21 protein-coding genes and 3 rRNA genes are annotated in these 26,251 nt (G+C 69.1%); 21 read left to right on the forward strand and 3 right to left on the reverse strand.

Annotation, left to right across the window (positions count from 1 at the left end; genetic code table 11):
• Nucleotides 1-23: 23 nt before the first annotated feature.
• A complete protein-coding gene (gene radA, locus RLT58_RS20465) occupies nt 24-1,436 on the reverse strand; it encodes a DNA repair protein RadA (RefSeq protein ID WP_311311820.1) in 1,413 nt (470 codons plus the stop codon).
• Nucleotides 1,437-1,618: 182 nt separating this feature from the next.
• Here radA and RLT58_RS20470 point away from each other — a divergent pair, with 182 nt between their 5' ends.
• On the forward strand, nt 1,619-3,469 hold the full coding sequence (locus tag RLT58_RS20470) for an RNA polymerase sigma factor (RefSeq protein ID WP_311311821.1): 1,851 nt from the start codon (nt 1,619-1,621) through the stop codon (nt 3,467-3,469).
• A gap of 18 nt (nt 3,470-3,487) precedes the next feature.
• Here the strand turns inward: RLT58_RS20470 and RLT58_RS20475 are convergent, their stop codons facing one another.
• Nucleotides 3,488-4,330 carry a DUF3109 family protein gene (locus RLT58_RS20475; protein WP_311311822.1) on the reverse strand — a complete coding sequence of 281 codons (843 nt, stop codon included), beginning with the start codon at nt 4,328-4,330 and terminating at the stop codon, nt 3,488-3,490.
• Nucleotides 4,331-4,370: 40 nt separating this feature from the next.
• Between RLT58_RS20475 and RLT58_RS20480 the strand changes: the two genes are divergently transcribed.
• From RLT58_RS20480 to proC, 9 genes are all read left to right on the forward strand, one after another.
• Complete coding sequence (locus RLT58_RS20480) at nt 4,371-5,321, forward strand: Ppx/GppA family phosphatase (RefSeq protein ID WP_311311823.1); 951 nt, start codon at nt 4,371-4,373, stop codon at nt 5,319-5,321.
• A 70-nt stretch (nt 5,322-5,391) separates the two neighbouring features.
• On the forward strand, nt 5,392-6,219 hold the full coding sequence (locus tag RLT58_RS20485) for a sugar phosphate isomerase/epimerase family protein (protein WP_311311824.1): 828 nt from the start codon (nt 5,392-5,394) through the stop codon (nt 6,217-6,219).
• Nucleotides 6,216-6,842 (forward strand): TetR/AcrR family transcriptional regulator, encoded by a 627-nt coding sequence (locus RLT58_RS20490; RefSeq protein WP_311311825.1) that lies wholly within the window; start codon nt 6,216-6,218, stop codon nt 6,840-6,842. The genes RLT58_RS20485 and RLT58_RS20490 overlap by 4 nt, the downstream gene beginning before the upstream one ends.
• A gap of 208 nt (nt 6,843-7,050) precedes the next feature.
• On the forward strand, nt 7,051-8,901 hold the full coding sequence (gene ilvD, locus RLT58_RS20495) for a dihydroxy-acid dehydratase (protein ID WP_311311826.1): 1,851 nt from the start codon (nt 7,051-7,053) through the stop codon (nt 8,899-8,901).
• Nucleotides 8,902-9,019: 118 nt separating this feature from the next.
• Nucleotides 9,020-9,553 (forward strand): hypothetical protein, encoded by a 534-nt coding sequence (locus tag RLT58_RS20500; protein WP_311311827.1) that lies wholly within the window; start codon nt 9,020-9,022, stop codon nt 9,551-9,553.
• A 196-nt stretch (nt 9,554-9,749) separates the two neighbouring features.
• Nucleotides 9,750-10,496, forward strand: a complete 747-nt coding sequence (locus RLT58_RS20505) for an SAM-dependent methyltransferase (RefSeq protein WP_399131657.1) — start codon at nt 9,750-9,752, stop codon at nt 10,494-10,496.
• 81 nt (nt 10,497-10,577) lie between these two features.
• The gene (locus RLT58_RS20510) at nt 10,578-11,345 is read left to right on the forward strand and encodes an ABC transporter ATP-binding protein (protein WP_311311828.1); all 768 of its coding nucleotides are present in this window, start codon (nt 10,578-10,580) and stop codon (nt 11,343-11,345) included.
• Nucleotides 11,342-12,106 (forward strand): ABC transporter permease, encoded by a 765-nt coding sequence (locus RLT58_RS20515; protein ID WP_311311829.1) that lies wholly within the window; start codon nt 11,342-11,344, stop codon nt 12,104-12,106. Before RLT58_RS20510 ends, RLT58_RS20515 begins: the two co-directional genes overlap by 4 nt.
• A 74-nt stretch (nt 12,107-12,180) precedes the next feature.
• Entirely contained in the window at nt 12,181-12,990 is an 810-nt protein-coding gene (gene proC, locus RLT58_RS20520) for a pyrroline-5-carboxylate reductase (RefSeq protein ID WP_311311830.1), read from the forward strand.
• Between the two features lies 1 nt (nt 12,991).
• On the opposite strand, the gene RLT58_RS20525 is transcribed toward proC, so the two are convergent.
• Nucleotides 12,992-13,576 carry a cysteine hydrolase family protein gene (locus RLT58_RS20525; RefSeq protein ID WP_311311831.1) on the reverse strand — a complete coding sequence of 195 codons (585 nt, stop codon included), beginning with the start codon at nt 13,574-13,576 and terminating at the stop codon, nt 12,992-12,994.
• 74 nt (nt 13,577-13,650) lie between these two features.
• Here RLT58_RS20525 and RLT58_RS20530 point away from each other — a divergent pair, with 74 nt between their 5' ends.
• The 11 genes from RLT58_RS20530 (at nt 13,651) to RLT58_RS20580 (ending at nt 26,242) form a co-directional block, all read left to right on the forward strand.
• A complete protein-coding gene (locus RLT58_RS20530) occupies nt 13,651-14,652 on the forward strand; it encodes a GlxA family transcriptional regulator (protein ID WP_311311832.1) in 1,002 nt (333 codons plus the stop codon).
• A gap of 644 nt (nt 14,653-15,296) precedes the next feature.
• A 16S ribosomal RNA gene (locus RLT58_RS20535) occupies nt 15,297-16,822 on the forward strand.
• 300 nt (nt 16,823-17,122) lie between these two features.
• A 23S ribosomal RNA gene (locus tag RLT58_RS20540) occupies nt 17,123-20,246 on the forward strand.
• A 78-nt stretch (nt 20,247-20,324) separates the two neighbouring features.
• Nucleotides 20,325-20,441: ribosomal RNA gene (gene rrf, locus RLT58_RS20545) — 5S ribosomal RNA — on the forward strand.
• Together the 16S, 23S and 5S rRNA genes form the textbook arrangement of a ribosomal RNA operon.
• A 71-nt stretch (nt 20,442-20,512) precedes the next feature.
• Nucleotides 20,513-21,157: an HAD family hydrolase gene (locus tag RLT58_RS20550; RefSeq protein ID WP_311311833.1), complete on the forward strand. Its 645-nt coding sequence runs from the start codon at nt 20,513-20,515 to the stop codon at nt 21,155-21,157.
• 42 nt (nt 21,158-21,199) lie between these two features.
• Nucleotides 21,200-22,405, forward strand: coding sequence for an MFS transporter (locus RLT58_RS20555; RefSeq protein WP_311311834.1), 1,206 nt, complete (start codon nt 21,200-21,202; stop codon nt 22,403-22,405).
• Complete coding sequence (locus RLT58_RS20560) at nt 22,374-23,546, forward strand: acetoin utilization protein AcuC (RefSeq protein ID WP_311311835.1); 1,173 nt, start codon at nt 22,374-22,376, stop codon at nt 23,544-23,546. Before RLT58_RS20555 ends, RLT58_RS20560 begins: the two co-directional genes overlap by 32 nt.
• An 85-nt stretch (nt 23,547-23,631) precedes the next feature.
• Entirely contained in the window at nt 23,632-24,447 is an 816-nt protein-coding gene (locus RLT58_RS20565; RefSeq protein ID WP_311311836.1) for a phosphatase, read from the forward strand.
• Between the two features lie 128 nt (nt 24,448-24,575).
• On the forward strand, nt 24,576-24,788 hold the full coding sequence (locus tag RLT58_RS20570) for a helix-turn-helix domain-containing protein (protein ID WP_123460011.1): 213 nt from the start codon (nt 24,576-24,578) through the stop codon (nt 24,786-24,788).
• 110 nt (nt 24,789-24,898) lie between these two features.
• On the forward strand, nt 24,899-24,997 hold the full coding sequence (locus RLT58_RS20575) for a 30S ribosomal protein bS22 (protein WP_003948845.1): 99 nt from the start codon (nt 24,899-24,901) through the stop codon (nt 24,995-24,997).
• 147 nt (nt 24,998-25,144) lie between these two features.
• Nucleotides 25,145-26,242 carry an NAD-dependent epimerase/dehydratase family protein gene (locus RLT58_RS20580; protein WP_311311837.1) on the forward strand — a complete coding sequence of 366 codons (1,098 nt, stop codon included), beginning with the start codon at nt 25,145-25,147 and terminating at the stop codon, nt 26,240-26,242.
• Nucleotides 26,243-26,251: the final 9 nt, after the last annotated feature.

Below are 26,251 nucleotides of genomic sequence, written 5' to 3' on the forward strand. Positions count from 1 at the left end.
GACGGGCGAGACCAGGGCAAAGTCTACCGGCGTGCGCCGTCCTCCTGGGGGGCCTGTGCACGAGACCGGCGCGGGAGCACGCGCAGCGCGTCCCCCATGTTGGCGACTTCCGTGACCTTCATACCGGCCGGGACCTTCCCCGGATCGGTCGGAACGAGGGCGTGGGTGAAGCCCAGACGGTGTGCCTCGGCCAGTCTGCGCTGGACCCCGGTGACCCGTCTGACCTCGCCCGCGAGGCCCACCTCGCCGATCGCCACCAGGTTCTTGGGCAGCGGTGTGTCGCTCGCCGCACTGGCCAGGGCCAGCGCGATCGCGAGGTCCGCGGCCGGCTCGGTGAGCTTCACCCCGCCCACCGTGGCGCTGTAGATGTCCCGCTTGCCCAGCGCGCTGATCCGGCCGCGCTGCTCCAGGACGGCGAGCATCATCGAGACCCGGGAGGTCTCCAGGCCCGAGGTGGTGCGCCGGGGCGAGGGGATCTGGGAGTCGACGGTGAGCGCCTGCACCTCGGCGACCAGGGGGCGCTTGCCCTCCAGCGTGACGGTCAGGCAGGTGCCGGGCACCGGCTCGTCGCGCCGGGTGAGGAAGAGGCCCGAGGGGTCGGCGAGGCCGGTGATCCCCTCGTCGTGCAGCTCGAAGCAGCCGACCTCGTCGGTCGCCCCGTAACGGTTCTTGACGCCGCGCACCAGCCGCAGCCGGGCATGGCGGTCGCCCTCGAAGGAGAGCACCACGTCGACCAGGTGCTCCAGCAGCCTCGGCCCGGCGATCGCGCCGTCCTTGGTGACATGGCCGACCAGCAGCGTCGACATCCCGCGCTCCTTGGAGGCGCGGATCAGCGCCCCGGCCACCTCGCGGACCTGCGCCATGCCGCCGGGCGCGCCCTCGATCTCGGGCGAGGCGACGGTCTGCACGGAGTCCAGCACGAGCAGGGACGGCTTGACCGCGTCCAGATGGCCGAGGACGGCGGACAGATCGGTCTCGGCCGCCAGATACAGATGGTCGTTGAGCGCCCGGATCCGGTCGGCCCGCATCCGGACCTGGCTCGCGGACTCCTCCGCCGTGACATAGAGCGTGCGGTGGTCCTCGCTCGCCGCCTTGGCCGCCACGTCCAGCAGCAGCGTCGACTTCCCGACGCCCGGCTCGCCCGCGAGCAGCACGACGGCGCCGGGCACCAGACCGCCGCCCAGCACCCGGTCCAGCTCACCGACGCCGGTCGAGCGGGCCGTGGCCTGCCGGCTGTCGACCTGGCCGATGGGGAGCGCGGCGGTGGAGACCCGGCCGGCCGCCGTGGTCCGCACGGCGGGGGCGCCGCCGAATTCCTCGACCGTCCCCCACGCCTGGCACTCGGGGCAGCGCCCGAGCCACTTGGCGGTCGTCCAGCCGCATTCGGTGCAGCGGTAGGACGGCCGGTCCTTCGCGGATTTCGTACGGGCAGCCATGGCGCCACCGTATAGGTGGGGTCGGACAGTGCCGTCCGGCGCGGGGCTCGCGGGGGAGCGAAGCGCGCCTCTTGGGGTGGAATCGGGGATTCCTGTCCGATATTGAGCGATACGTTCACCCGTAAGGGTTAAATCTGTTCAAGGGGCGCGAGGTGTGTGCCCCGGCTGCCTACGGTCGCAAGGTGACGAGCAGCAGGCTGGAGACCCCCACGAACACCCCCGGCGCACACCGGGCGCAGCGCCGCGCGCCCCACTCCTCGCCGAAGCAGCCGCCCGCCCGTTACGAGCCGCATCTCGACGGCCTGTTCACGTACTGCCTCTCCGTGCTCTGCGACCACGACGCCGCCACCGAGGCGCTCGGCGGCGTCCTGGCCCTGGCGGAGCGCCAGGGCGGGCGCTGCCCCTCGGACGAGGAGGAACGTAAAACCTGGCTGTACGCGCTGGCCAGGTGGACATGCCTGCGCCGGCTCGCCGAGCAGAAGCAGGGCCGCCAGGCGCACCGCAGGTCCGACGGCGCGCGGACGCACCGGCGGCCCGGCGACGAGGACCGCCGCGGTCCCGCTCCGGGCGCGCACACAGGACGACGCACGCCCCCTGCCGCTTCCCGTACCACCCCCGCGCCCCACCCCCCGGCGTCTTCCGCCACCGGGGACCCGGAGACGCCGGCCGCCGCCGAGGCGCACCGCCGCGAGCTGGCCCAGCTGGCCTGGCCCGAGGCGGCGGGCACCACACCCGAGCAGCGCGAGGCGCTGGAGCTGGCGGTACGGCACCGGCTGGCCCCGGGCGCGGTCGCCGCCGTCCTCGGCCTGGAACCCGCGGCCGCCCGGGAGCTGCTGGCCGCGGCCGCCTGCGAGGTGGAGCGGACCCGGGCCGCCCTGGCCGTCGTCGAGACGGGCAACTGCCCCACGGTCGGCCGGCTCACCGGCGACCACCGGGTGCTGCTCTCGGCCACCCTGCGCCGCGAGCTGGTGCGGCATGTGGACGACTGCCCGCGCTGCCGTCGCGCCGCCGAGCGGGCCGGTGCCGAGGGGCCCTGGCCCGGCGGGTCCGTCACCCCGGCCGCCGTGCTGGCGGTCGTCGAGGCGCCGCGCCCGTCCGCCTATGTGGCGATGATCCACGCCCAGAAGCACCAGAAGAATCGGTCCGCCACCCCGCGCTTCGACCGCGCGGGCTTCCCGATGGACCCGAAGGACCACGCCGCGCGCCGGGACCGGCTGCGCTCGCGGGTCATGACGACCACGGTCGTCGCCACGGTGGTCGCCGCCCCCGTGATCGCCCTGTGGTCCGCCTACCGGGGCGCGCCGCTCACCGGCGAGGGGCGCGACGGCTCGGCGGTCAGCGCCGCCGACGCGGACGCCGGCTCCGACAGCCCGTACGCCCCCTACGAGAACGCGGGCAACGCCCGCCCCGAGTCCGGCCCCCGCTTCACCGACGGGGAGAGCGGCCCGGACGTCTCGGCCGAGATCATCAGCGCGGACGGCGGCCCGGGCGCCGACGGCGAGCGGCCCGGCACGGGCCGGCTCACGGTCGAGGCCCGCTCGACCGGCTCCACCACCCTGATCACCCTGCGCGCCTCGAAGAAGGGCCCGGTCTCCTGGTCGGCGGCCACGGGCCAGTCCTGGCTGCGCCTGAGCAGCGCCTCCGGCAGGCTCGCCGCCGGCGACAGCGTCACGATCCGCGTCCTGGTCGACCGCACACGGGAACCCGCCGGCCCCTGGACCGCCCGGATCGCCGTCGCCCCGTCCGGATCGGTCGTGGCGATGCACGGCTACGGGAGGAAGGCGCCGGTGCCCGGTGCCTCGGCCCGCAGCATGCAGCCGCCCGGCCCGCTCCACCCGCACCCCTCGGACCCGCCGCCGTCCTCACCGGACCCGACGCACCCCACGGACCCGCCGGACCCGACGCCCGATCCGACGGACCCCACACCGACACCGACGGACCCGGGCGAGCCGAGCCCGTCCCCCGACCCGTCGGCCCCGACGGGCCCGGAGGACCCCGGAAAGGGCCCCAGCACCCCGCCCCGGGCCGACTGAGCCGACTGGCCCGGCGGGCTACGCCACGGGGTCGGCCGGGTGCGGTGCCATCGGCAGCAGCGCGGAGAGCCGTTCCTCGCACAGCTCGACCAGCCGGTCGTACGCCTCCTTGCCCATCAGCTCGGTCAGCTCGGGCCGGTAGGACACGTACACCGGCTCCCCGGCGCCGTGGGCGGACGTCGCCGACGTGCACCACCAGTGCAGGTCGTGGCCGCCCGGACCCCAGCCCCGGCGGTCGTACTCACCGATTGACACCTGGAGCACCCGGGTGTCGTCGGGCCGGTCGATCCACTCGTACGTCCGCCGCACCGGCAGCTGCCAGCACACGTCCGGCTTGGTCTCCAGCGGCTCCTTGCCCTCCCGCAGCGCCAGGATGTGCAGCGAGCAGCCCGCGCCCGCCGCGAACCCGGGCCGGTTCTGGAAGATGCAGGAACCCTCCCAGCGCCGCGTCTGGCGCTCCCCGTCGTCGTCGGTCTGCACCCAGCCCGACTCCGTGCCCACGTCGTGGAACTGCCACAGCTCCGGGGTGAGCCGGGCCACGTTCTCGGCCACCCGCTTCTCGTCGTCCTCGTCCGAGAAATGGGCGCCCAGCGTGCAGCACCCGTCGTCCGCGCGCCCGGCCTGGATGCCCTGGCAGCCACTGCCGAAGATGCACGTCCACCGGGACGTCAGCCACGTCAGATCGCAGCGGAAGACCTGCTCGTCGTCGGCGGGGTCCGGGAACTCCACCCAGGCCCGCGCGAAGTCGATCCCCGTCTCGTCGGACGCTTTCGGTCCCTTTGTCTCCGGCTGCTGCATCTCCTGCTTCGTTCTCTGCTTCTTCGTGACTTTGCCCGGCTTCGCCTTTTTCGTCTTTGGCACGAGCCCAGAGTAAAGCCGTGGCACCAGTAGCGTTCTGCCCATGAGACTCGGAGTCCTCGACGTGGGGTCGAACACGGTTCATCTGCTGGTGGTCGACGCGCACCCCGGCGCCCGCCCGCTGCCCGCGCACTCGCACAAGGCCGAGCTGCGCCTGGCCGAGCTCCTCGACGAGGACGGCGCCATCGGCCCGCTCGGCGTGGACCGGCTGGTGGCGACGGTCGCCGACGCGCTCCAGGCCGCCGAGGACAAGGGCTGCGAGGACGTCCTCGCCTTCGCCACCTCGGCGGTCCGGGAGGCGAGCAACGCCGACACGGTGCTGGCCAGGGTGCGCGAGGAGACCGGCGTCGACCTCGCCGTCCTCAGCGGCACGGAGGAGGCCCGCCTCACCTTCCTCGCCGCCCGCCGCTGGTTCGGCTGGTCGGCCGGAAAGCTGCTGGTCCTGGACATCGGCGGCGGCTCGCTGGAGATCGCGTACGGCATCGACGAGGAGCCGGACGCCGCCGTCTCGCTGCCGCTGGGGGCCGGCCGCCTCACCGCGGGCTGGCTGCCCGGCGATCCGCCCGACCCGGCGGAGGTCAAGGCGCTGCGCCGCCATGTGCGGGCGCGGATCGCCCGCAGCGTCGGCGAGTTCTCCCGCATAGGCCGCCCCGACCACGTCGTGGCCACCTCCAAGACGTTCAAGCAGCTCGCCAGGATCGCCGGCGCCGCCCGCTCCGCCGAGGGCCTGTACGTCCAGCGCACCCTCAGCCGCCGGGCGCTGGAGGAGTGGGTGCCGAAGCTGGCCGCGATGTCGGCCGAGGAGCGCGGGCACCTGCCCGGCGTCTCCGAGGGCCGGTCCGCCCAGCTGCTGGCCGGGGCGCTGGTCGCGGAGGGCGCGATGGACCTGCTGGGCGTCGAGGAGCTGGAGATCTGCCCCTGGGCGCTGCGCGAGGGCGTGATCCTGCGCCGCCTGGACCACCTCCCCTCGCGCGAGGACGTGGCCCTGAACTGAGCTTCATGGCCCTTCTCACTTTCCGCCGGGGCCCCTCGGCGCGGCGCACCACTGCCCGTACGCTGTCTGCGTGGCAGAACCAGTGGTGCGCATCCCGGATGCGAAGGTCGCCCTGTCGACGGCCTCGGTCTATCCGGAGTCGACGGCGACGGCCTTCGAGATCGCGGCGCGCCTGGGGTACGACGGTGTCGAGGTCATGGTCTGGACCGACCCCGTCAGCCAGGACATCGAGGCCCTGCGCCGGCTCTCGGACTACCACCAGGTGCCGATACTCGCCGTGCACGCCCCCTGTCTGCTGATCACCCAGCGGGTCTGGTCCACCGATCCCTGGGTCAAGCTCCAGCGGGCCCGCGCCGCCGCCGAGAAGCTCGGCGCGTCCACGGTCGTCGTCCACCCCCCGTTCCGCTGGCAACGCAACTACGCCCGCGACTTCGTCACCGGGATCTGGCGGATGGCGGACGAGACGGACGTGCGGTTCGCCGTCGAGAACATGTACCCGTGGCGCTACCGGGACCGCGAGATGCTCGCGTACGCCCCCGACTGGGACGTCACCAACGACGACTACCGGCACTTCACGGTGGACCTGTCGCACACCGCCACCGCCCGCACGGACGGCCTGGCGATGGTGGACCGGATGGGCGACCGGCTGGCCCATGTCCACCTGGCCGACGGCAAGGGCTCCAACAAGGACGAGCACCTGGTCCCCGGCCGGGGCGACCAGCCCTGCGCCGAACTGCTGGAGCGGCTGGCCGGCACCGGCTTCGAAGGCCATGTCGTCATCGAGGTCAACACCCGCCGGGCGATGTCCACCGCCGAACGCGAGGCCGACCTCGCCGAGGCCCTGGCCTTCACCCGGCTGCACCTCGCCTCGTCCTCGCCGCGGGTGCCGCGCTCATGACCGAGGGCGCCGAAGCCCCGGGCCCCAGGCGCCGAGGCCGCCCCTCGCGCACGTCGGCATCGGCCGGCCCCGACGCGCGGACCCGCATCCTGGAGGCGGCCCGCGCCGAGTTCGCCGAGCGCGGCTACGACAAGACATCGGTCCGCGGCATCGCCCGCGCGGCCGGCGTGGACGCCGCCCTGGTCCACCACTACTTCGGTACGAAGGACGAGGTCTTCGCCGCCGCGGTCGAGGTCTCCTTCGAACCCGCCCTCGTGGTCCCGGCCGTCCTGGACGGCGGCACGGACGGGGTGGGGGAGCGGCTGGCCCGCTACTTCATCGCGGTCTGGGAGAACCCGGCGACCCGCGCCCCGCTGCTGGCGGTGCTGCGCTCGGCGGTGACGCACGAGGCGGCGGCGAAGGTCCTGCGCGGCTTCGTCCTGCGCCGTCTGCTGGAACGGATCGCGGACCAGCTCGACGTCCCCGACGCCACGTTCCGCGCGGAGCTGGCCGCGTCGCACCTGGTGGGCATCGCGATGCTGCGCTACGTACTGCGAGCGGAACCCCTGGCCTCGGCGGACCCCGAGAAGATCATCGAAATGGTGGCTCCGACCCTCCAGCGCTACCTGACGGAAGCGGGCTGACCGAACCCCTCCGTCAGCTGAGCTCGCCGACCGGCAAAATCAAGCACTCCGGCGATTGAGGAGCGGGGCCCGGGGCAGAGCCCCGAAACCACCCCCGCCCCGCCCACCGACCGGTCATCCCGTCCCGCATTCCGGACACACCGTCCAGATCTTGGCACGGGAGGCGTACGCTCGGAGGCAGTCTTTTCTGTCGAAGGAGCGAGAGACGATGCCCCAGCTGAGGTCCCGCACTGTCACCCACGGCCGCAACATGGCGGGCGCCCGCGCCCTTATGCGGGCCTCGGGCGTAGCGAGCGAGGACATCGGCAAGCCGATCATCGCGGTCGCCAACTCGTTCACCGAGTTCGTCCCCGGCCACACCCACCTCGCCCCGGTCGGCCGGATCGTCTCCGAGGCGATCCAGGCCGCGGGCGCGGTGCCCCGCGAGTTCAACACGATCGCGGTCGACGACGGCATCGCGATGGGCCACGCCGGGATGCTCTACAGCCTCCCCTCCCGCGACCTGATCGCCGACTCGGTCGAGTACATGGTCGAGGCGCACTGCGCCGACGCCCTGATCTGCATCTCCAACTGCGACAAGATCACCCCGGGCATGCTGATGGCCGCGATGCGCCTCAACATCCCCACGGTCTTCGTCTCCGGCGGTCCGATGGAGGCCGGCAAGGCCACCCTCGTCGACGGCACGGTCCGCAAGCTCGACCTGGTCAACGCCATCAGCGACGCGGTCGACGAGAGCATCTCCGACGAGGACATCCTCCGGATCGAGGAGAACGCCTGTCCCACCTGTGGCAGCTGTTCCGGCATGTTCACCGCCAACTCGATGAACTGCCTGACCGAGGTCCTCGGCCTCTCCCTCCCCGGCAACGGCTCGGTCCTCGCCACGCACACCGCCCGCAGGGCCCTGTACGAGGACGCGGGCCGCACGGTCGTCGACATCACCAAGCGCTACTACGAGCAGGACGACGAGACGGTCCTGCCGCGCTCCATCGGCACCCGCGCCGCGTTCGACAACGCGATGGCGCTGGACATCGCCATGGGCGGCTCGACCAACACGATCCTGCACCTGCTGGCCGCCGCCCAGGAGGCGGAGCTGGCGTACGACCTGGAGGACATCAACGCGGTCTCGCGCCGCGTCCCGTGCCTCTCCAAGGTCGCGCCGAACGTCGCCCCCGGCGGTACGTACTACATGGAGGACGTCCACCGGGCCGGCGGCATCCCCGCCCTCCTCGGTGAGCTGCACCGAGGCGGTCTGCTCAACGAGGACGTCCACTCGGTGCACTCCGACTCGCTCGCCGAGTGGCTGAAGAACTGGGACATCCGCGGCGGCTCCCCGTCCCCCGAGGCGATCGAGCTGTGGCACGCGGCCCCGGGCTGCGTCCGTTCCGCGACCGCCTTCTCGCAGTCCGAGCGCTGGGACACCCTCGACCTGGACGCGGCAGGCGGCTGCATCCGTGACGTGGAGCACGCGTACTCCAAGGACGGCGGCCTCGCGGTCCTCAAGGGGAACCTCGCGGTGGACGGCTGTGTCGTGAAGACGGCCGGCGTCGACGAGTCGATCTGGACCTTCGAGGGCCCGGCGGTCGTCTGCGAGTCGCAGGAGGAGGCCGTCGACAAGATCCTCCGCAAGGAGATCCAGCCCGGTGACGTCGTCGTCATCCGTTACGAGGGCCCGCGCGGCGGCCCCGGCATGCAGGAGATGCTCTACCCGACCTCCTTCCTCAAGGGCCGGGGCCTGGGCAAGGTCTGCGCGCTGGTCACCGACGGCCGCTTCTCCGGCGGCACCTCGGGCCTGTCGATCGGTCACGCCTCGCCCGAGGCGGCGTCCGGCGGCACGATCGCGCTGGTCGAGGACGGCGACCGGATCCGGATCGACATCCCGAACCGCTCGATCGAGCTCCTCGTCCCCGACGCCGAGCTGACCGCCCGCCGCGAGGCGCTGAACGGCGTGTACGCGCCGAAGACCCGCGAGCGCAAGGTCTCGGCGGCGCTGCGCGCCTACGCGGCCATGGCGACGAGCGCGGACCGGGGCGCCGTCCGCGACGTCTCCAAGCTCGGCTGAGACCGCCGGACCGGCCCGGGTGCGGCCCCTCCGTTTCTCCGGAGGAGCCGCACCCGGGCCGCCGCATGTGACACGGCCGTCTCCCCGGCCCGGTCCGGGCCCTGGGATAATCGACCCCGTGAGCGAGAACAGCGACACCCCCGACGGCCCGGCGCCCGGCACCGCCCCGGGCCCGCAGCCCGAGCCCCTCCGCTTCTTCGGCACGACCTGGGTCGAGCACGACGGCCACTACGGGCTCCGCCGCGCCGGGGCCGCCGTCGGTTCGCTCGCCGCAGTGGTCGCCGCCTGCTTCGTGCTGCGCTTCGCCTACCAGGGCTTGGAGATCGCGGACGTCGGCGGCTTCGTCGGCATGCTGGTGGTCCTGATGTTCGCCGTCTGCAGCGCGGTCGCGTTCCGCAAGACCTGGGAGGGCTTCTCCCGCCGCCCGGCCGACCCGGCCCGCGAGGACACGCTGCGCGGCCTCAAGACCATCGGCTTCATCGGCTCGCTGCTCGCGTACTTCTTCCGTACGTTCACCGAGGCCCCGGGCGAGAAACTGCGGCGCACGGAGTACGAGGAGGCCCTCGCCCGGTACGCGAAGCGCCGCTCCGCCCGCACGGGCAACCCGGCGGCCCGCAGGACGGCCAAGGCGAAGAAGCCCCGCCGCAAGTAGCCCGCCGAAGGGGCACGGCGGACCACGATGGCCCATGACACCAGTGCCTTCACCCAAGCCCCGGCCGGCACCCGCCCCCACGCCCCGCGCGCCCTTTCCTTCGACCGGGGCGCCGGTCAGTACGCAGCGGCCCGCCCCGGCTATCCGGACGCCCTTCTCGACACCGTCGAGAAACTGGCCGGCCCGCGCGCTCGACGTGGGCGCCGGGACCGGGATCTCCACCCGCCGGCTCCATGACCGGGGGCCCGCGTCGTCGTCGGCGGACCGGGCCCCGGCACGGCGGCCGAGCTGCGCCGCGGCCTCCCGGACGTCCCCTCGTACGCGGCGACGGCAACCGGCTCCCCTTCGCCGCCGCCTCGGCCGACCTGATCACCTACGCCCGGTCCTGGCACCAGGGCCCGGTCCGGAGTGCCCCGTCCGCGCCCCGACGCCCGGCACGCACGCTCGCCGCACGGTCGCACACACCGACCGCCGCTGCGCCCGCGCTTCGCGCGGACGACGGGGAACTCCGGACCAGGCCCCGACCGACCCGGCCCGCTCCACCCCCGAGGCCCTGCACGTCCTGCGGCCGGGCGGCGCGCTCGCCCTCTGGTGGAACGTCACCGACCACACCGTCCCGTGGACCGCGGGCCAGGACAGCCGGCTGCGCCGCTTCTTCCGCGAGGAGGCGGGTGCCGACGGCAGCAGCGCCCGCGGCTCGCCGGCCGGGCACCGCGACCTGCCGCCCGGACTCGACCTCGCGCACCGCCGCGTCCCCTGGTCCCGGCGGATCCCGCTCGCCACCCACCTGGCCGACCTCGGCGGCCACTCCGCCTTCCTGGTCCTCGGCGACGAACTCACCCGGCGCTTCCTCGCCGAGGAGCGCGACCACCTCGCGGCGCTCTTCCCCGACGGCACGGTCGAGGAGGAGTACGTCATCCAGCTGGGCGTGGCCATCCGCTGAAACCGGCCCCGCCCCGCCGAAACCGCCCCGCTTCCGCCCGTCCCTTGACGGCGGCGCCCTGCCGGGACCAAAATTCATCACATGATGAATTCTTCGGGCGCCGCCATCGAGGCCCGTGGCCTCACCGTCGTACGAGGCAGCCGCACCGTCCTCAAGGGCCTCGACTTCACCGTCGAACCCGGCAGGATCACCGGACTCCTCGGCCCCTCCGGCTGCGGCAAATCCACCCTGATGCGCGCCGTCGTGGGCACCCAGGCCAAGGTCACCGGCACCCTCCGGGTCCTGGGCAGCCCCGCCGGCCACCCCACCCTGCGCCCCCGCGTCGGGTACGTCACCCAGGCACCGTCCGTCTACACCGACCTCACCGTCCGGCAGAACCTCGACTACTTCGCCTCGATCCTCCGGCCGGGCCGCCGCCACCGCGACGACCGGCGCGCGGCCGTCACCCGCGCCATCACCGAGGTCGACCTGACCAGCCACGCCGACGCCCTCGCCGGCACCCTCTCCGGCGGCCAGCGCACCCGGGTCTCCCTCGCCGTCGCCCTGCTCGGCACCCCCGACCTGCTCGTCCTCGACGAACCCACCGTCGGCCTCGACCCCGTCCTGCGCCGCGACCTGTGGAAGCTCTTCCACACCCTCGCCGCCGACCGGGGCACCACCCTCCTCGTCTCCTCCCACGTCATGGACGAGGCCGAGCGCTGCCACCGGCTGCTCCTGATGCGCGACGGCGAGATCCTCGCCGACGACACCCCCGAGGCCCTGCGCACCGAGGCCCGTACCGACACCGTCGAAGACGCCTTCCTCCACCTGGTCGACGCGGCCGCCACCCGTCAGGAGAACGCCCGATGAGCACCACGACCGGCACCCCGCCGCTGAGCCCCGCCCGCACCCTCGCCACCGCCGCCCGCGTCCTGCGCCAGCTCGCCCACGACCCCCGTACGGTCGCGCTGCTCCTGCTGATCCCGGTCGTGATGATCACGCTGCTGCGGTACGTCTTCGACGGCAGCCCGGGGACCTTCGACTCCATCGGGGCCTCGCTGCTCGGCATCTTCCCGCTGATCACGATGTTCCTGGTGACCTCGATCGCCACCCTGCGCGAACGCACCTCGGGCACCCTGGAACGGCTCCTCGCCATGCCCCTGGGCAAGGGCGACCTGATCGCGGGCTACGCCCTCGCGTTCGGAGCCGTCGCCGTCCTCCAGTCGCTCCTGGCCACCGGCCTCTCGGTGTGGGCCCTCGGCCTGGACGTCACCGGCTCGCCGTGGCTGCTGCTCCTGGTCGCCCTGCTCGACGCGCTGCTCGGCACGGCGCTCGGACTGTTCGTCTCGGCGTTCGCCGCGTCGGAGTTCCAGGCCGTCCAGTTCATGCCGGCCGTGATCTTCCCGCAGCTGCTGCTCTGCGGCCTGTTCATCGCCCGTGACCAGATGGCCCCGGTCCTCAAGGCCGTCTCGGACGTCCTGCCCATGTCGTACGCCGTCGACGGGATGAACGAGGTGCTCCACCACACCGACATCACCGGCGACTTCGTCCGGGACGTGGCGATCGTCGCGGGCTGCGCGCTCCTCGTCCTCACCCTGGGCGCGGCCACCCTCCGCCGCCGCACCGGTTGAACGGCCGGTGCGAGGATGACGGGGACGAGCACTGAGCACCGTGCACAGCGAGCACCGCCCGGAGGGTGAACCGCATGACCCAGACAGTTGCAGTCCTCGGCACCGGCAAGATCGGCGAGGCCCTGCTCAGCGGCATGATCCGGGCCGGCTGGCGCCCGGCGAACCTGCTGGTCACCACCCGCCGCTCGGAGCGCGCCGCAGAGCTCCACGACCGCTACGGCGTGGACGCGGTCACCAACGCCGAGGCCGCCAAGCGCGCCGACATCCTCATCCTCGCGGTCAAGCCCCAGGACATGGGCCGCCTCCTGGACGAACTCGCCCCCCACATCACCGCCGACCGCCTGGTCATCAGCGCCGCCGCCGGCATCACGACCGCCTTCATCGAGGACCGCCTCACCACGGGCACCCCGGTCGTCCGCGTCATGCCGAACACCCCCGTCCTGGTCGACGAGGGCATGTCCGTCATCTCCGCGGGCAGCCACGCCACCTCCGAGCACCTCGCCACCGCCGAGGCGATCTTCGGCGGCGTCGGCAAGACCCTGCGCGTCCCGGAGTCCCAGCAGGACGCGGCCACCGCGCTCTCCGGCTCGGGCCCCGCGTACTTCTACTTCCTCGTGGAGGCGATGACGGACGCCGGCATCCTGCTCGGTCTGCCCCGCGCCCAGGCCCACGACCTCATCGTCCAGGCCGCCATCGGCGCGGCCGTGATGCTCCGCGACAGCGGCGAGCACCCGGTCAAGCTCCGCGAAGCCGTCACCAGCCCGGCCGGCACCACCATCAGCGCCATCCGCGAACTGGAGAACCACGGCGTACGCGCCGCGCTCATCGCGGCCCTCGAAGCCGCCCGCGACCGCAGCCGCGAACTCGCCTCCGGCAACGGCTGAGCTACGCCGCGGCGGCGATCAGCTCCGCACTGCGCACCACCTTTGCGAACCCACCGCCGTGCAGCGACACGGCGGTGGCCCGCGCCAGCTCGTCCGCGCCCAGCGTCCAGCCCCAGGGCCCCACCAGATCGAAGGTGTACGTCGCGTCGAGCGGCACGAAGACCTCGTACCCGAGGTTCCCCGCCATCCGCGCGGTCGTCTCCACGCACATATTGGTCTGGATCCCGGCCACCACGATCTGCCGCACCCCGGCCGCGTCCAGCCACGCCCGCAGGTCCGGCGTCCCGTAGAAGGACGAGTTCACGCTCTTCGTCACCAGCAGCTCCGGCCCACCGCCCCGGCCCCGCCGCTCCTGGACGTACGCCTTGAAGTCGTTGCCCCGGTACCCCGCCCGCAACGGCGAATCCGGCTTCGCCGAGTCATGCCGTACGAAGACGACCGGCCGGCCGTCCGCCTGCCAGGCGTCGATCAGCCCGGCGATGTTCCCGTCCGCCGAGGGATTGTTCCGAGGCCCCCAGTACGCCTCCTCCTCGAAACCCCGCTGTACGTCCACCACGATCAGTGCCGCGTTCTCTGCGATCTCCATGACCACGATCCTGGCGCCGGGTGCCCGGACCGCCCAGAGGTCGGAAAGCCATCGATCGATGCTTTACTGCCACGATGGCTCCGACCACCCGGATCGCGCTCGTCTCCTTCCCCGGCATCCGCGCGTTCGACGTCTCCGTCATCACGGAGGTCTGGGGCGTGGACCGCACCGACCGGGGTGTCCCGCCCTTCGACCTGCGCCGCACGGCGGCCACCCCCGCCCCCGTCCCGCTCCGGGGCGGCCTCTTCCTGACGCCCGACCGCACGCTGGGCTGGCTGGACCGCGCCGACCTGGTCGTCGTCCCGGGTCTCGACGACCATGTGACCGAGGCCCCCGCTCCCGTCCTCGAAGCCCTGCGCCGCGCCCATGCCCGGGCCACCCCGATCGCCGCGCTCTGCGGAGGGGCCTTCACGCTCGCGCAGGCGGGACTCCTCGACGGCCGCCGGGCGGTCACCCACTGGAACCTCACGGACGGCCTGCGCACCCGCCACCCCGGGGTGACGGTCGTGCCCGACGCCCTCTTCGTCCACGACGGCAACCTCTGGACCTCCGCCGGCACGGCGGCCGGCATCGATCTCTGCCTCCATCTCGTCCGCACCGCCCATGGCGCGGAGGCCGCGGCGACGATCGCCCGTTCGATGGTCACCGCCCCGTTCCGCACGGGCACCCAGGCCCAGTTCATCGAGCAGCCCACCCCGCACACGGACCGCGACGCCGACACCCTCGCCGCCGTACGGGCCCATGCCCTGACCCACTTGGCACAACCGCACACGGTGGCGGAGCTCGCCGCCCGGGCCGGCATGTCCCCGCGCTCCTTCGCCCGCCACTTCCGCGCCACCACCGGCACCACTCCACTGCGCTGGCTGATCACCCAGCGCATCGCAGCAGCTCAGAAGCTGCTGGAGCGCACCGATCTGCCTCTGCCGGAGGTGGCCCGCCGCACGGGCTTCGGCAGCGAGGTCACCATGCGCCAGCACTTCGCCACCCACCTGGACACCAGCCCCCGCGACTACCGCCTGGCCTTCCACCGCACCCCACCCAGGGCCGGGGTTGACACACCCTCGCGGCATACGTAATGTGCTCCGAGTTGTCCGACGTGAGCGCCGACCCCGGTCGGTCCCCGGACAGCCATTCCGCAGTAACCACAACGAGTACGCGACAGCTGTCGCCTATCTCGGCGTGCGCATGTGCGAAATGAGGAATCCGCGTTCGAAGGAACGCGACCCCGATTAGCGTCGAGGCCCTGGATTCCGCTAATGTCTCACTCGTCGGAACGGCCCAACAGCCGGGAGGACAAGCCCCGCTGACTGGGAATCAGGCCCGAAAGGATCTGATAGAGTCGGACTCGCCGGAAAGGGAAACGCGAAAGCGAAGAACTGGAAAGCGGAAAATGCGGGACCCGCTTCGGCCGGGAATCGGACGCGAAAGAGTCTGATAGAGTCGGAAACGCAAGACCGAAGGGAAGCGCCCGGAGGAAAGCCCGCAGGGGTGAGTACGAAGGAAGCGTCCGTTCCTTGAGAACTCAACAGCGTGCCAAAAGTCAACGCCAGATATGTTGATACCCCGGCCTGCTTCGGCAGGTTGGAGGTTCCTTTGAAAGTCCTGGCAGACCCTTCGGGGTTTGGTAGGCAATGAACACAGCGAGGACACAGTGGACGATCGGTCTTATTCCGGCCTGATTGTTCCGCTCTCGTGGTGTCGACCCGATTACGGGAAAACATTCACGGAGAGTTTGATCCTGGCTCAGGACGAACGCTGGCGGCGTGCTTAACACATGCAAGTCGAACGATGAAGCCCTTCGGGGTGGATTAGTGGCGAACGGGTGAGTAACACGTGGGCAATCTGCCCTTCACTCTGGGACAAGCCCTGGAAACGGGGTCTAATACCGGATAATACTTTCTCTCTCATGGGGGAAGGTTGAAAGCTCCGGCGGTGAAGGATGAGCCCGCGGCCTATCAGCTAGTTGGTGGGGTAATGGCCTACCAAGGCGACGACGGGTAGCCGGCCTGAGAGGGCGACCGGCCACACTGGGACTGAGACACGGCCCAGACTCCTACGGGAGGCAGCAGTGGGGAATATTGCACAATGGGCGAAAGCCTGATGCAGCGACGCCGCGTGAGGGATGACGGCCTTCGGGTTGTAAACCTCTTTCAGCAGGGAAGAAGCGAAAGTGACGGTACCTGCAGAAGAAGCGCCGGCTAACTACGTGCCAGCAGCCGCGGTAATACGTAGGGCGCAAGCGTTGTCCGGAATTATTGGGCGTAAAGAGCTCGTAGGCGGCTTGTTGCGTCGGTTGTGAAAGCCCGGGGCTTAACCCCGGGTCTGCAGTCGATACGGGCAGGCTAGAGTGTGGTAGGGGAGATCGGAATTCCTGGTGTAGCGGTGAAATGCGCAGATATCAGGAGGAACACCGGTGGCGAAGGCGGATCTCTGGGCCATTACTGACGCTGAGGAGCGAAAGCGTGGGGAGCGAACAGGATTAGATACCCTGGTAGTCCACGCCGTAAACGTTGGGAACTAGGTGTTGGCGACATTCCACGTCGTCGGTGCCGCAGCTAACGCATTAAGTTCCCCGCCTGGGGAGTACGGCCGCAAGGCTAAAACTCAAAGGAATTGACGGGGGCCCGCACAAGCAGCGGAGCATGTGGCTTAATTCGACGCAACGCGAAGAACCTTACCAAGGCTTGACATCGCCCGGAAAGCCGTAGAGATACGGCCCCCCTTGTGGTCGGGTGACAGGTGGTGCATGGCTGTCGTCAGCTCGTGTCGTGAGATGTTGGGTTAAGTCCCGCAACGAGCGCAACCCTTGTTCTGTGTTGCCAGCATGCCCTTCGGGGTGATGGGGACTCACAGGAGACTGCCGGGGTCAACTCGGAGGAAGGTGGGGACGACGTCAAGTCATCATGCCCCTTATGTCTTGGGCTGCACACGTGCTACAATGGCCGGTACAATGAGCTGCGATGCCGCGAGGCGGAGCGAATCTCAAAAAGCCGGTCTCAGTTCGGATTGGGGTCTGCAACTCGACCCCATGAAGTCGGAGTTGCTAGTAATCGCAGATCAGCATTGCTGCGGTGAATACGTTCCCGGGCCTTGTACACACCGCCCGTCACGTCACGAAAGTCGGTAACACCCGAAGCCGGTGGCCCAACCCCTTGTGGGAGGGAGCTGTCGAAGGTGGGACTGGCGATTGGGACGAAGTCGTAACAAGGTAGCCGTACCGGAAGGTGCGGCTGGATCACCTCCTTTCTAAGGAGCACTTCTTACCGGGCTTGCCTGGTCAGAGGCCAGTACACCGGCGAATGTTCGGTGCTGGTTGCTCATGGGTGGAACGTTGACTATTCGGCACGGTTGGCAAGTTTTCGTTAGTACTGCTTCGGCGTGGAACACGTAGACGGGTTGACTGTGCCGGGCACGCTGTTGGGTATCTGAGGGTACGGCCGTCATGGTCGTCCTTCGGTTGCCGGCCCCAGTGCACTCGTCCGGAAGGGCGGGGTGATGGGTGGCTGGTCGTTGTTTGAGAACTGCACAGTGGACGCGAGCATCTGTGGCCAAGTTTTTAAGGGCGCACGGTGGATGCCTTGGCACCAGGAACCGATGAAGGACGTGGGAGGCCACGATAGGCCCCGGGGAGCTGTCAACCGAGCTTTGATCCGGGGGTGTCCGAATGGGGAAACCCGGCAGTCGTCATGGGCTGTCACCCGCTGCTGAACACATAGGCAGTGTGGAGGGAACGAGGGGAAGTGGAACATCTCAGTACCCTCAGGAAGAGAAAACAACCGTGATTCCGGGAGTAGTGGCGAGCGAAACTGGATCAGGCCAAACCGTATGCGTGTGATACCCGGCAGGGGTTGCGCATGCGGGGTTGTGGGATCTCTTTTTCATGGTCTGCCGGCTGTGAGACGAGTCAGAAACCGTTGATGTAGGCGAAGGACATGCGAAAGGTCCGGCGTAGAGGGTAAGACCCCCGTAGCTGAAACATTGACGGCTCGTTTAAGAGACACCCAAGTAGCACGGGGCCCGAGAAATCCCGTGTGAATCTGGCGGGACCACCCGTTAAGCCTAAATATTCCCTGGTGACCGATAGCGGATAGTACCGTGAGGGAATGGTGAAAAGTACCGCGGGAGCGGAGTGAAATAGTACCTGAAACCGTGTGCCTACAAGCCGTGGGAGCGTCGCGCATCGAGCTTGCTCGGTGCGTCGTGACTGCGTGCCTTTTGAAGAATGAGCCTGCGAGTTTGCGGTGTGTTGCGAGGTTAACCCGTGTGGGGAAGCCGTAGCGAAAGCGAGTCCGAATAGGGCGGTTTAGTAGCGCGCTCAAGACCCGAAGCGGAGTGATCTAGCCATGGGCAGGTTGAAGCGGAGGTAAGACTTCGTGGAGGACCGAACCCACCAGGGTTGAAAACCTGGGGGATGACCTGTGGTTAGGGGTGAAAGGCCAATCAAACTCCGTGATAGCTGGTTCTCCCCGAAATGCATTTAGGTGCAGCGTCGTGTGTTTCTTGCCGGAGGTAGAGCACTGGATAGGCGATGGGCCCTACCGGGTTACTGACCTTAGCCAAACTCCGAATGCCGGTAAGTGAGAGCACGGCAGTGAGACTGTGGGGGATAAGCTCCATGGTCGAGAGGAAACAGCCCAGAGCATCGACTAAGGCCCCTAAGCGTACGCTAAGTGGGAAAGGATGTGGAGTCGCAGAGACAACCAGGAGGTTGGCTTAGAAGCAGCCACCCTTGAAAGAGTGCGTAATAGCTCACTGGTCAAGTGATTCCGCGCCGACAATGTAGCGGGGCTCAAGCGTACCGCCGAAGTCGTGTCATTCCAGCATTAAGGGCCAACGCCTGCTGGGATGGGTAGGGGAGCGTCGTGTGCCGGGTGAAGCAGCCGCGGAAGCGAGTTGTGGACGGTTCACGAGTGAGAATGCAGGCATGAGTAGCGATACACACGTGAGAAACGTGTGCGCCGATTGACTAAGGGTTCCTGGGTCAAGCTGATCTGCCCAGGGTAAGTCGGGACCTAAGGCGAGGCCGACAGGCGTAGTCGATGGACAACCGGTTGATATTCCGGTACCCGCTTTGAAACGCCCAGTACTGAATCAGGCGATGCTAAGTCCGTGAAGCCGGCCTGATCTCTTCGGAGTTGAGGGTAGTGGTGGAGCCGACGAACCAGACTTGTATTAGGTAAGCGATGGGGTGACGCAGGAAGGTAGTCCAGCCCGGGCGGTGGTAGTCCCGGGGTAAGGGTGTAGGCCGTGTGGTAGGTAAATCCGTCACACATTAGGGCTGAGACCTGATGCCGAGCCGATTGTGGTGAAGTGGATGATCCTATGCTGTCGAGAAAAGCCTCTAGCGAGTTTCATGGCGGCCCGTACCCTAAACCGACTCAGGTGGTCAGGTAGAGAATACCGAGGCGTTCGGGTGAACTATGGTTAAGGAACTCGGCAAAATGCCCCCGTAACTTCGGGAGAAGGGGGCCATCACTGGTGATGACATTTACTGTCTGAGCTGGGGGTGGCCGCAGAGACCAGCGAGAAGCGACTGTTTACTAAAAACACAGGTCCGTGCGAAGCCGTAAGGCGATGTATACGGACTGACGCCTGCCCGGTGCTGGAACGTTAAGGGGACCGGTTAGCTGACTTTCGGGTTGGCGAAGCTGAGAACTTAAGCGCCAGTAAACGGCGGTGGTAACTATAACCATCCTAAGGTAGCGAAATTCCTTGTCGGGTAAGTTCCGACCTGCACGAATGGCGTAACGACTTCTCGACTGTCTCAACCATAGGCCCGGTGAAATTGCACTACGAGTAAAGATGCTCGTTTCGCGCAGCAGGACGGAAAGACCCCGGGACCTTTACTATAGTTTGATATTGGTGTTCGGTTCGGCTTGTGTAGGATAGGTGGGAGACTTTGAAGCGGCCACGCCAGTGGTTGTGGAGTCGTCGTTGAAATACCACTCTGGTCGTGCTGGATGTCTAACCTGGGTCCGTGATCCGGATCAGGGACAGTGTCTGATGGGTAGTTTAACTGGGGCGGTTGCCTCCTAAAGAGTAACGGAGGCGCCCAAAGGTTCCCTCAGCCTGGTTGGCAATCAGGTGTTGGAGTGTAAGTGCACAAGGGAGCTTGACTGTGAGACCGACGGGTCGAGCAGGGACGAAAGTCGGGACTAGTGATCCGGCAGTGGCTTGTGGAAGCGCTGTCGCTCAACGGATAAAAGGTACCCCGGGGATAACAGGCTGATCTTCCCCAAGAGTCCATATCGACGGGATGGTTTGGCACCTCGATGTCGGCTCGTCGCATCCTGGGGCTGGAGTCGGTCCCAAGGGTTGGGCTGTTCGCCCATTAAAGCGGTACGCGAGCTGGGTTTAGAACGTCGTGAGACAGTTCGGTCCCTATCCGCTGTGCGCGTAGGAATATTGAGAAGGGCTGTCCCTAGTACGAGAGGACCGGGACGGACGAACCTCTGGTGTGCCAGTTGTCCTGCCAAGGGCATGGCTGGTTGGCTACGTTCGGAAAGGATAACCGCTGAAAGCATCTAAGCGGGAAGCCTGCTTCGAGATGAGTATTCCCACCTCCTTGAGGGGTTAAGGCTCCCAGTAGACGACTGGGTTGATAGGCCAGATGTGGAAGCCCGGTAACGGGTGGAGCTGACTGGTACTAATAGGCCGAGGGCTTGTCCTCAGTTGCTCGCGTCCACTGTGTTAGTTCTGAAATAACGAACGGCTGTGATGGTACCGGTTGTTTTGAATTTCATAGTGTTTCGGTGGTCATTGCGTTAGGGAAACGCCCGGTTACATTCCGAACCCGGAAGCTAAGCCTTTCAGCGCCGATGGTACTGCAGGGGGGACCCTGTGGGAGAGTAGGACGCCGCCGAACAATTATTGCGGAAAGCCCCGTGCCCTTGTGGCACGGGGCTTTTCTGCGTTCCGACGGTTTAAGGTCGTGGCATGCGCTACGAACTGGTCATCTTCGACAACGACGGTGTGCTCGTGGACAGCGAGCCGATCGCCAACACCATCCTGGCCGGCTACCTCACGGAGCTCGGGCACCCCACCTCGTACGAGGAGTCCCTTCGCGACTACATGGGCTCCGCCGTGCACCGCGTGCACGACCTTGTCGAAGAGAGGGGCGGCGAGAAGCTGCCCGCGGACTTCGACGACACGCTCCACGCGCGGATCTTCACCGCGTTCCAGCAGCAGCTGGAACCCGTCCCGGGCGTCGATGACCTGCTGGGACAGCTCGTCGCCGACGGAGTCCCGTACTGCGTCGCGTCCTCCAGCAGCCACGAGCGGATCCGGGTCAGTCACACCAGCACCGGGCTCGACCAGTGGTTCGAGGAGGAGTGGATCTTCAGCGCGGAGGACGTCGGCCGGGGGAAGCCGGCGCCCGACCTGTTCCTCCTCGCCGCCGAGCGGATGGGGGTGGCGCCCGAGCGGTGCGTCGTCATCGAGGACAGCCCGCTCGGGGTCGAGGCGGCCCGGGCGGCCGGCATGGACGTGTACGGGTTCACCTCGATGATGCCCGCGGACCGGCTGGCCGGGGTGACCGGGCACTTCTCCGACATGAGCCAGCTGCGGGAATTGCTCGCCTGACGCATCTACCCATGGGTAGAAACTGGCTCTACGCTCGCGCCCATGACAGATGCACGGTTGCGGCACGGCAGAGCGTCCCTCGCGTTGAGCTTCTTCGTGCAAGGGGTCACGTTCGCTCTCCTCGTGACCCGGATTCCCGCCATTCAGGACCGGTACGGGATATCCGACGGCCTGCTGCCCGTGTTCCTCGCCGCCGTGCCGATCCTGGCAGGTGTGGGCAGCGTGGTCACCGAGAAGGTGGTCGCGCGGGTGCGGCCGAGGGTGGTCCTGCGGTGGGCCCAGCCCGTCGTCCTGCTCGCGCTGCTCGGCGTCGGTGCCGGCAGCGAGGTGTGGGAAGCGGCCGTGGCGCTCGGGGTGTTCGGGCTGTCCGTCGGTGCGCTGGACGCGTCCATGAACATGATGGGCGTCAGCCTTCAGCGGGCGTACGGGCGTTCCATCATGCTCGGCTTCCATGCCGCGTACAGCCTGGGCGGGATCGCCGGGGCGTCGATGGCGTGGGCCGGGGCGCACTGGGATCTGTCGCTGCTGGTCTCGTACCTTCCGGCGGTCGTGGTGCTGCTGCCCGTCGCGTTCATCGGGAGCCGGTGGTACGTCGAGGGGAAGGTCGAGGAGGAGTCGCGGCAGGGCGGCGAGCCGGGGAAGGCCGCGTCGGTGTCCTTCAGGCTGCTGATGCCGCTGTGTCTGGTGATGTGTTTCGCGTACATCGGGGACTCGACGGTCTCCAACTGGAGCGCGAAGTATCTGCAGGACGTGCTGGGGAGCTCGGAGCAGCTCTCGACCGTTCCGTACAACGTCTACATGGTCACGACGCTGCTGGGGCGGGCTGTCGGGGACTTCGGGGTGCGGCGGTTCGGTGCGGTGGCCGTGGTGCGGTGCGGGACGGTGCTGGCCGCGGCCGGGTTCGGGGTGGTGGCGGTCGCCGGCGGGGCCTGGACCGGGATGCTCGGGTTCACGATGCTGGGGCTCGGGCTGTGCGTGATCGTGCCGCAGACGTTCGCGGCCGCCGGGCGGATGTTCCCCGGGGCGAGCGACACCGCGATCGCGCGGCTGAACATCTTCAACTACGTGGGATTCCTGGTCGGCTCGCCCCTGGTGGGGGCGCTCGGCGATGCCTGGAGCTACCGGGGCGCGATGCTCGTCCCCATGGTGCTGGTGCTCGCGACGCTGGTGTACGCCAAGTCGTTCGGCGCGGAACCCGCCCGATACGGTGGCGGGCATGAGCGGCCGCGCACAGTTGATGTGGGATGACGCAGTAACGGGATACGACTTCGGGGACAGTCATCCCATGGACCCGGTCAGGCTTGCCCTGACGATGGGGCTGGTGCGGGCGTTCGGCCTGGACAGAGAAGTGGACGTGGTGGCCGCCAAGGCGGCCGGTGACTCGACTCTGCGGCTGGTGCACCGCTCGGACTACGTGGCGGCGGTGAAGGCGGCCTCGGCCGATCCCCGCTCGGCGGACCAGGGCTACGGCCTCGGGACCACGGACGATCCGGCGTTCGCCGGGATGCACGAGGTGTCGGCGCTGATCGCCGGGCAGTCGGTGGCGGCGGCCGACGCCGTGTGGCGCGGGGTGACCGGGCACGCGGTGAACTTCACGGGCGGGCTCCATCACGCGATGCCCGGCGGGGCGGCCGGGTTCTGCATCTACAACGATCCGGCGCTCGCCATCGCGCGGCTCCTGGAGCTGGGGGCCGAGCGGGTCGCGTACGTCGATGTGGACGTGCACCACGGGGACGGGGTGCAGGCGGCCTTCTGGGAGGACCCCCGGGTCCTGACCGTCTCGATGCACGAGCACCCCAGGACGCTCTTCCCGCAGACCGGCTGGCCCGAGGAGACCGGGGCCGGGGCCGGTGAGGGCGGTGCGGTGAACCTGGCGCTGCCGGCCGGGACGGGCGACGCGGGGTGGCTGCGGGCGTTCCACGCGGTGGTGCCCGAGCTGCTGGCGGACTTCCGGCCGCAGGTGCTGGTGACGCAGCACGGGGCCGATACACACTTCGAGGACCCGCTGGCCCATCTCGCGGTGTCGCTGGACGCGCAGCGGGCCGTGATGGAGGCCTGCCACGACCTGGCCCACCGGTATGCGGAGGGCGGGCGCTGGGTGGCTCTCGGCGGGGGCGGCTACGCGGTGGTGGACGTGGTGCCGCGGTCCTGGACGCATCTGGTCGGGATCGCCGCGCACGCGCCCGTGGACCCGGAGTCGGTGATCCCGTCGTCCTGGCGGGACGAGGTGTACGCGCGGACGCGGCAGCTCGGGCCGGCACGGATGACGGACGGGCGTACTCCGTCGTGGAAGCCGTGGGAGGACGGGTACGACCCGGCGGACCGGCTGGACCAGGCGGTGCTGGCGACCCGGCGGGCGGCGTTCCCGCTGCGGGGGCTGCTGACCTGACGGGCATGAGTGCGGGTTACGCCAACTGTGGGGCGCAACAAGGATTTTGGCCCCTCGGCGGGGCGAGTGGGGCAGCATCGGCAGGGTGTTGAGCACCGGCGCGCTGCGCGCGCATCTGCTGGCGGCCCGGCTGGCCGGGCCCGTGGCGACCTCGCGGGAGGTGAGCCTGCGGAGCTACCGGCTCTTCGCGGCCAGGGATCCCCGGGTGCTGCTCGGCCTGGATCCCGGCCGGGGGTGGGGAGAGCGTGAGCTGCTGCGGCTGATGGCGGACAAGTGCGGGGTCTCGGACGATCCAGCCCATGTGTCGGGGCCCGATGTGATCGATCCGGAGCGGACGCTCGCGGGGCTGGACGCGTTTGCCGCGCGGTTGTCCGATGCGGCGGCCCGGCGGGCGCCGGTGCTGTTCGGGACGGGCCATCCGCACCGGCTGCTGGGCTTCTACGCGGCGCTGGCAGACGCTTTGTCGGCGGTGGGATGTCCCGTACTCACCCCGGCGCAGGGGCGATGTATCGACATAACGACCCGGTTCGGCGTACGCGCGTACAACCTCGACTACGTACGGGGAGTCGCGCTGGTGCGTGAACCCGGCGCGCGGGCGCCCGGGGGTGGCACCGGCGCACACACCCACTCCCCGCTGCCCGTGAGGGTCGTTCTGGAGGCCGCCGCGGACGCCCGGGGGCCGCTGCCGGAACTCGTCGTCGGGGACCACGGATGGGTCTGCGGGGCAGGTCAGCTGGGGATCGAGGCGATCGGGCTGGCCGATACGGACGACCCCGCGCTGTTCGTCGGTGAGGCCGAGGGGCGGGTGTCGGTCGCGGTCCCGCTCGACGACGCCGTGCGGTCGGCCTACTACCTGCCGCTCACGCGCTATGTACTCAATCGGGCGTGTCTGTCACAGTAGGCGGCCGATCGTCTCTCCTCTTCCCCACTCGCATCACCCGCCCCTAATCTGGGGAGTGAGCGCACAACGACGAAGAGTCACCGGAGGGGAAGCCGGTGCGCGTCTCGTGCGGAAGGTACAGGTGAGTCATGGCTGCTGACAGCGAGAGGCCTCTCAACGAGGTCAAATTTCTGACCGTGGCGGAAGTCGCCTCGGTCATGCGAGTGTCGAAGATGACCGTGTACCGCTTGGTGCACAGCGGTCATCTGCCGGCGATCCGGGTGGGCAGGTCCTTCCGGGTGCCGGAGCAAGCGGTTCACGAGTATCTCCGCGAGTCCTTCGTGGGGGTGGGGACGGCCTGACATTCCCCTCGGATTACGTCCCTCACGCGGTGGCGGGTAGGCTAGGCCGACGTAGGTCGTGTGGGCCCAGACGCCCCGCACCAGTGAAGAAGAAGTGAGCGAGGGTAGTCGTGGGCTCTGTTATCAAGAAGCGGCGTAAGCGGATGGCCAAGAAGAAGCACCGCAAGCTGCTCAAGCGCACGCGCGTTCAGCGTCGCAACAAGAAGTAAGCGAACGCAGTTCGTGAAATCCGCAGCCCTTCCGCCGTTCAAGGCGGGAGGGCTGCGGTGCTGTGTACGGGGGGTGTCGAACCGCTACGGTGACGTGCGAGGGGCTTACTCACCTCTCGCACGGGAGACCGACGGAAGGCGCTGATCTTGGGGAAGGTCGTGCTCGTCACGGGAGCGGCCCGGCAGTTGGGCGGCCGTTTCGTACGGCGTGTCCAGCGGGAGCCGGGCGTGGACCGGGTGATCGCGGTCGATGCGGTGGATCCCGATCACAATCTGGGCGACGCCGTCTTCGTACGCGCGGACATCCGCCAGCCCGCCATCGCCAGAGTGCTCGGCGAGCACACGGTCGACACCGTGGTCCACCTGGACGTCAGCGGCAAGGCGCTCGGCGCCCAGGGCCGTACGGCGGTCAAGGAGACCAATGTCATCGGCACCATGCAGCTGCTCGGCGCCTGCCAGAAGGCCCCGGCCGTGCAGCGGATGGTGGTCAAGTCCAGCACCGGTGTGTACGGTTCCGCGCCCCGCGACCCGGCGGTCTTCCACGAGACGACCCCGCCCAAGTCGCTGCCGAGCGGCGGCTTCGCGAAGGACGCGGTGGAGGTCGAGGGGTACGTACGGGGCTTCGCGCGCCGCCGGCCGGACGTGGCCGTGTGCGTGCTGAGGTTCGCGAACATCCTGGGTCCCGACGCGGACTCGCCGCTGGCCGACTATCTGTCGCTGCCGGTGCTGCCGACGGTGTTCGGGTACGACCCCAGGCTGCAGTTCGTCCATGAGGACGACGTCATCGACGTCCTGGGCCTGGCGGCGAGTGAGCCGAGGCGCGGGACGCTGAACAGCGGCACGTTCAACATCGCGGGCGACGGGGTGCTGCTGCTCTCCCAGTGCTCGCGGCGGCTGGGGCGGCCGACCATGCCGCTGCTGCTGCCAGCGGTCACCTGGGTCGGGCAGGCGCTGCGGGCGGTCGGCATGACGGACTTCTCGCCGGAGCAGATCCGGCTGCTCACCCATGGCAGGGTGGTCTCCACGGTCCAGATGCGCGAGACGCTGGGGTTCACCCCGCGGTTCTCCACGGCCGAGACCTTCGCGGAGTTCGCGCGCAGCCGGGCGCCGGGGCTGCTGCCGCCCGAGGCGGTGGGCCGGGCCGTGGACCGGGTGGCCGCGACGCGGCTCGCCGGGGGGACCGGCACGGCTCCGGGCATCGGCGGGGCCGACGACGACACACACCCGACTCCGAGCGCCAGGTAGAGGAGCGCA

Origin of the sequence: Streptomyces sp. ITFR-16, assembly GCF_031844705.1 — a bacterium.
Classification (GTDB): domain Bacteria; phylum Actinomycetota; class Actinomycetes; order Streptomycetales; family Streptomycetaceae; genus Streptomyces.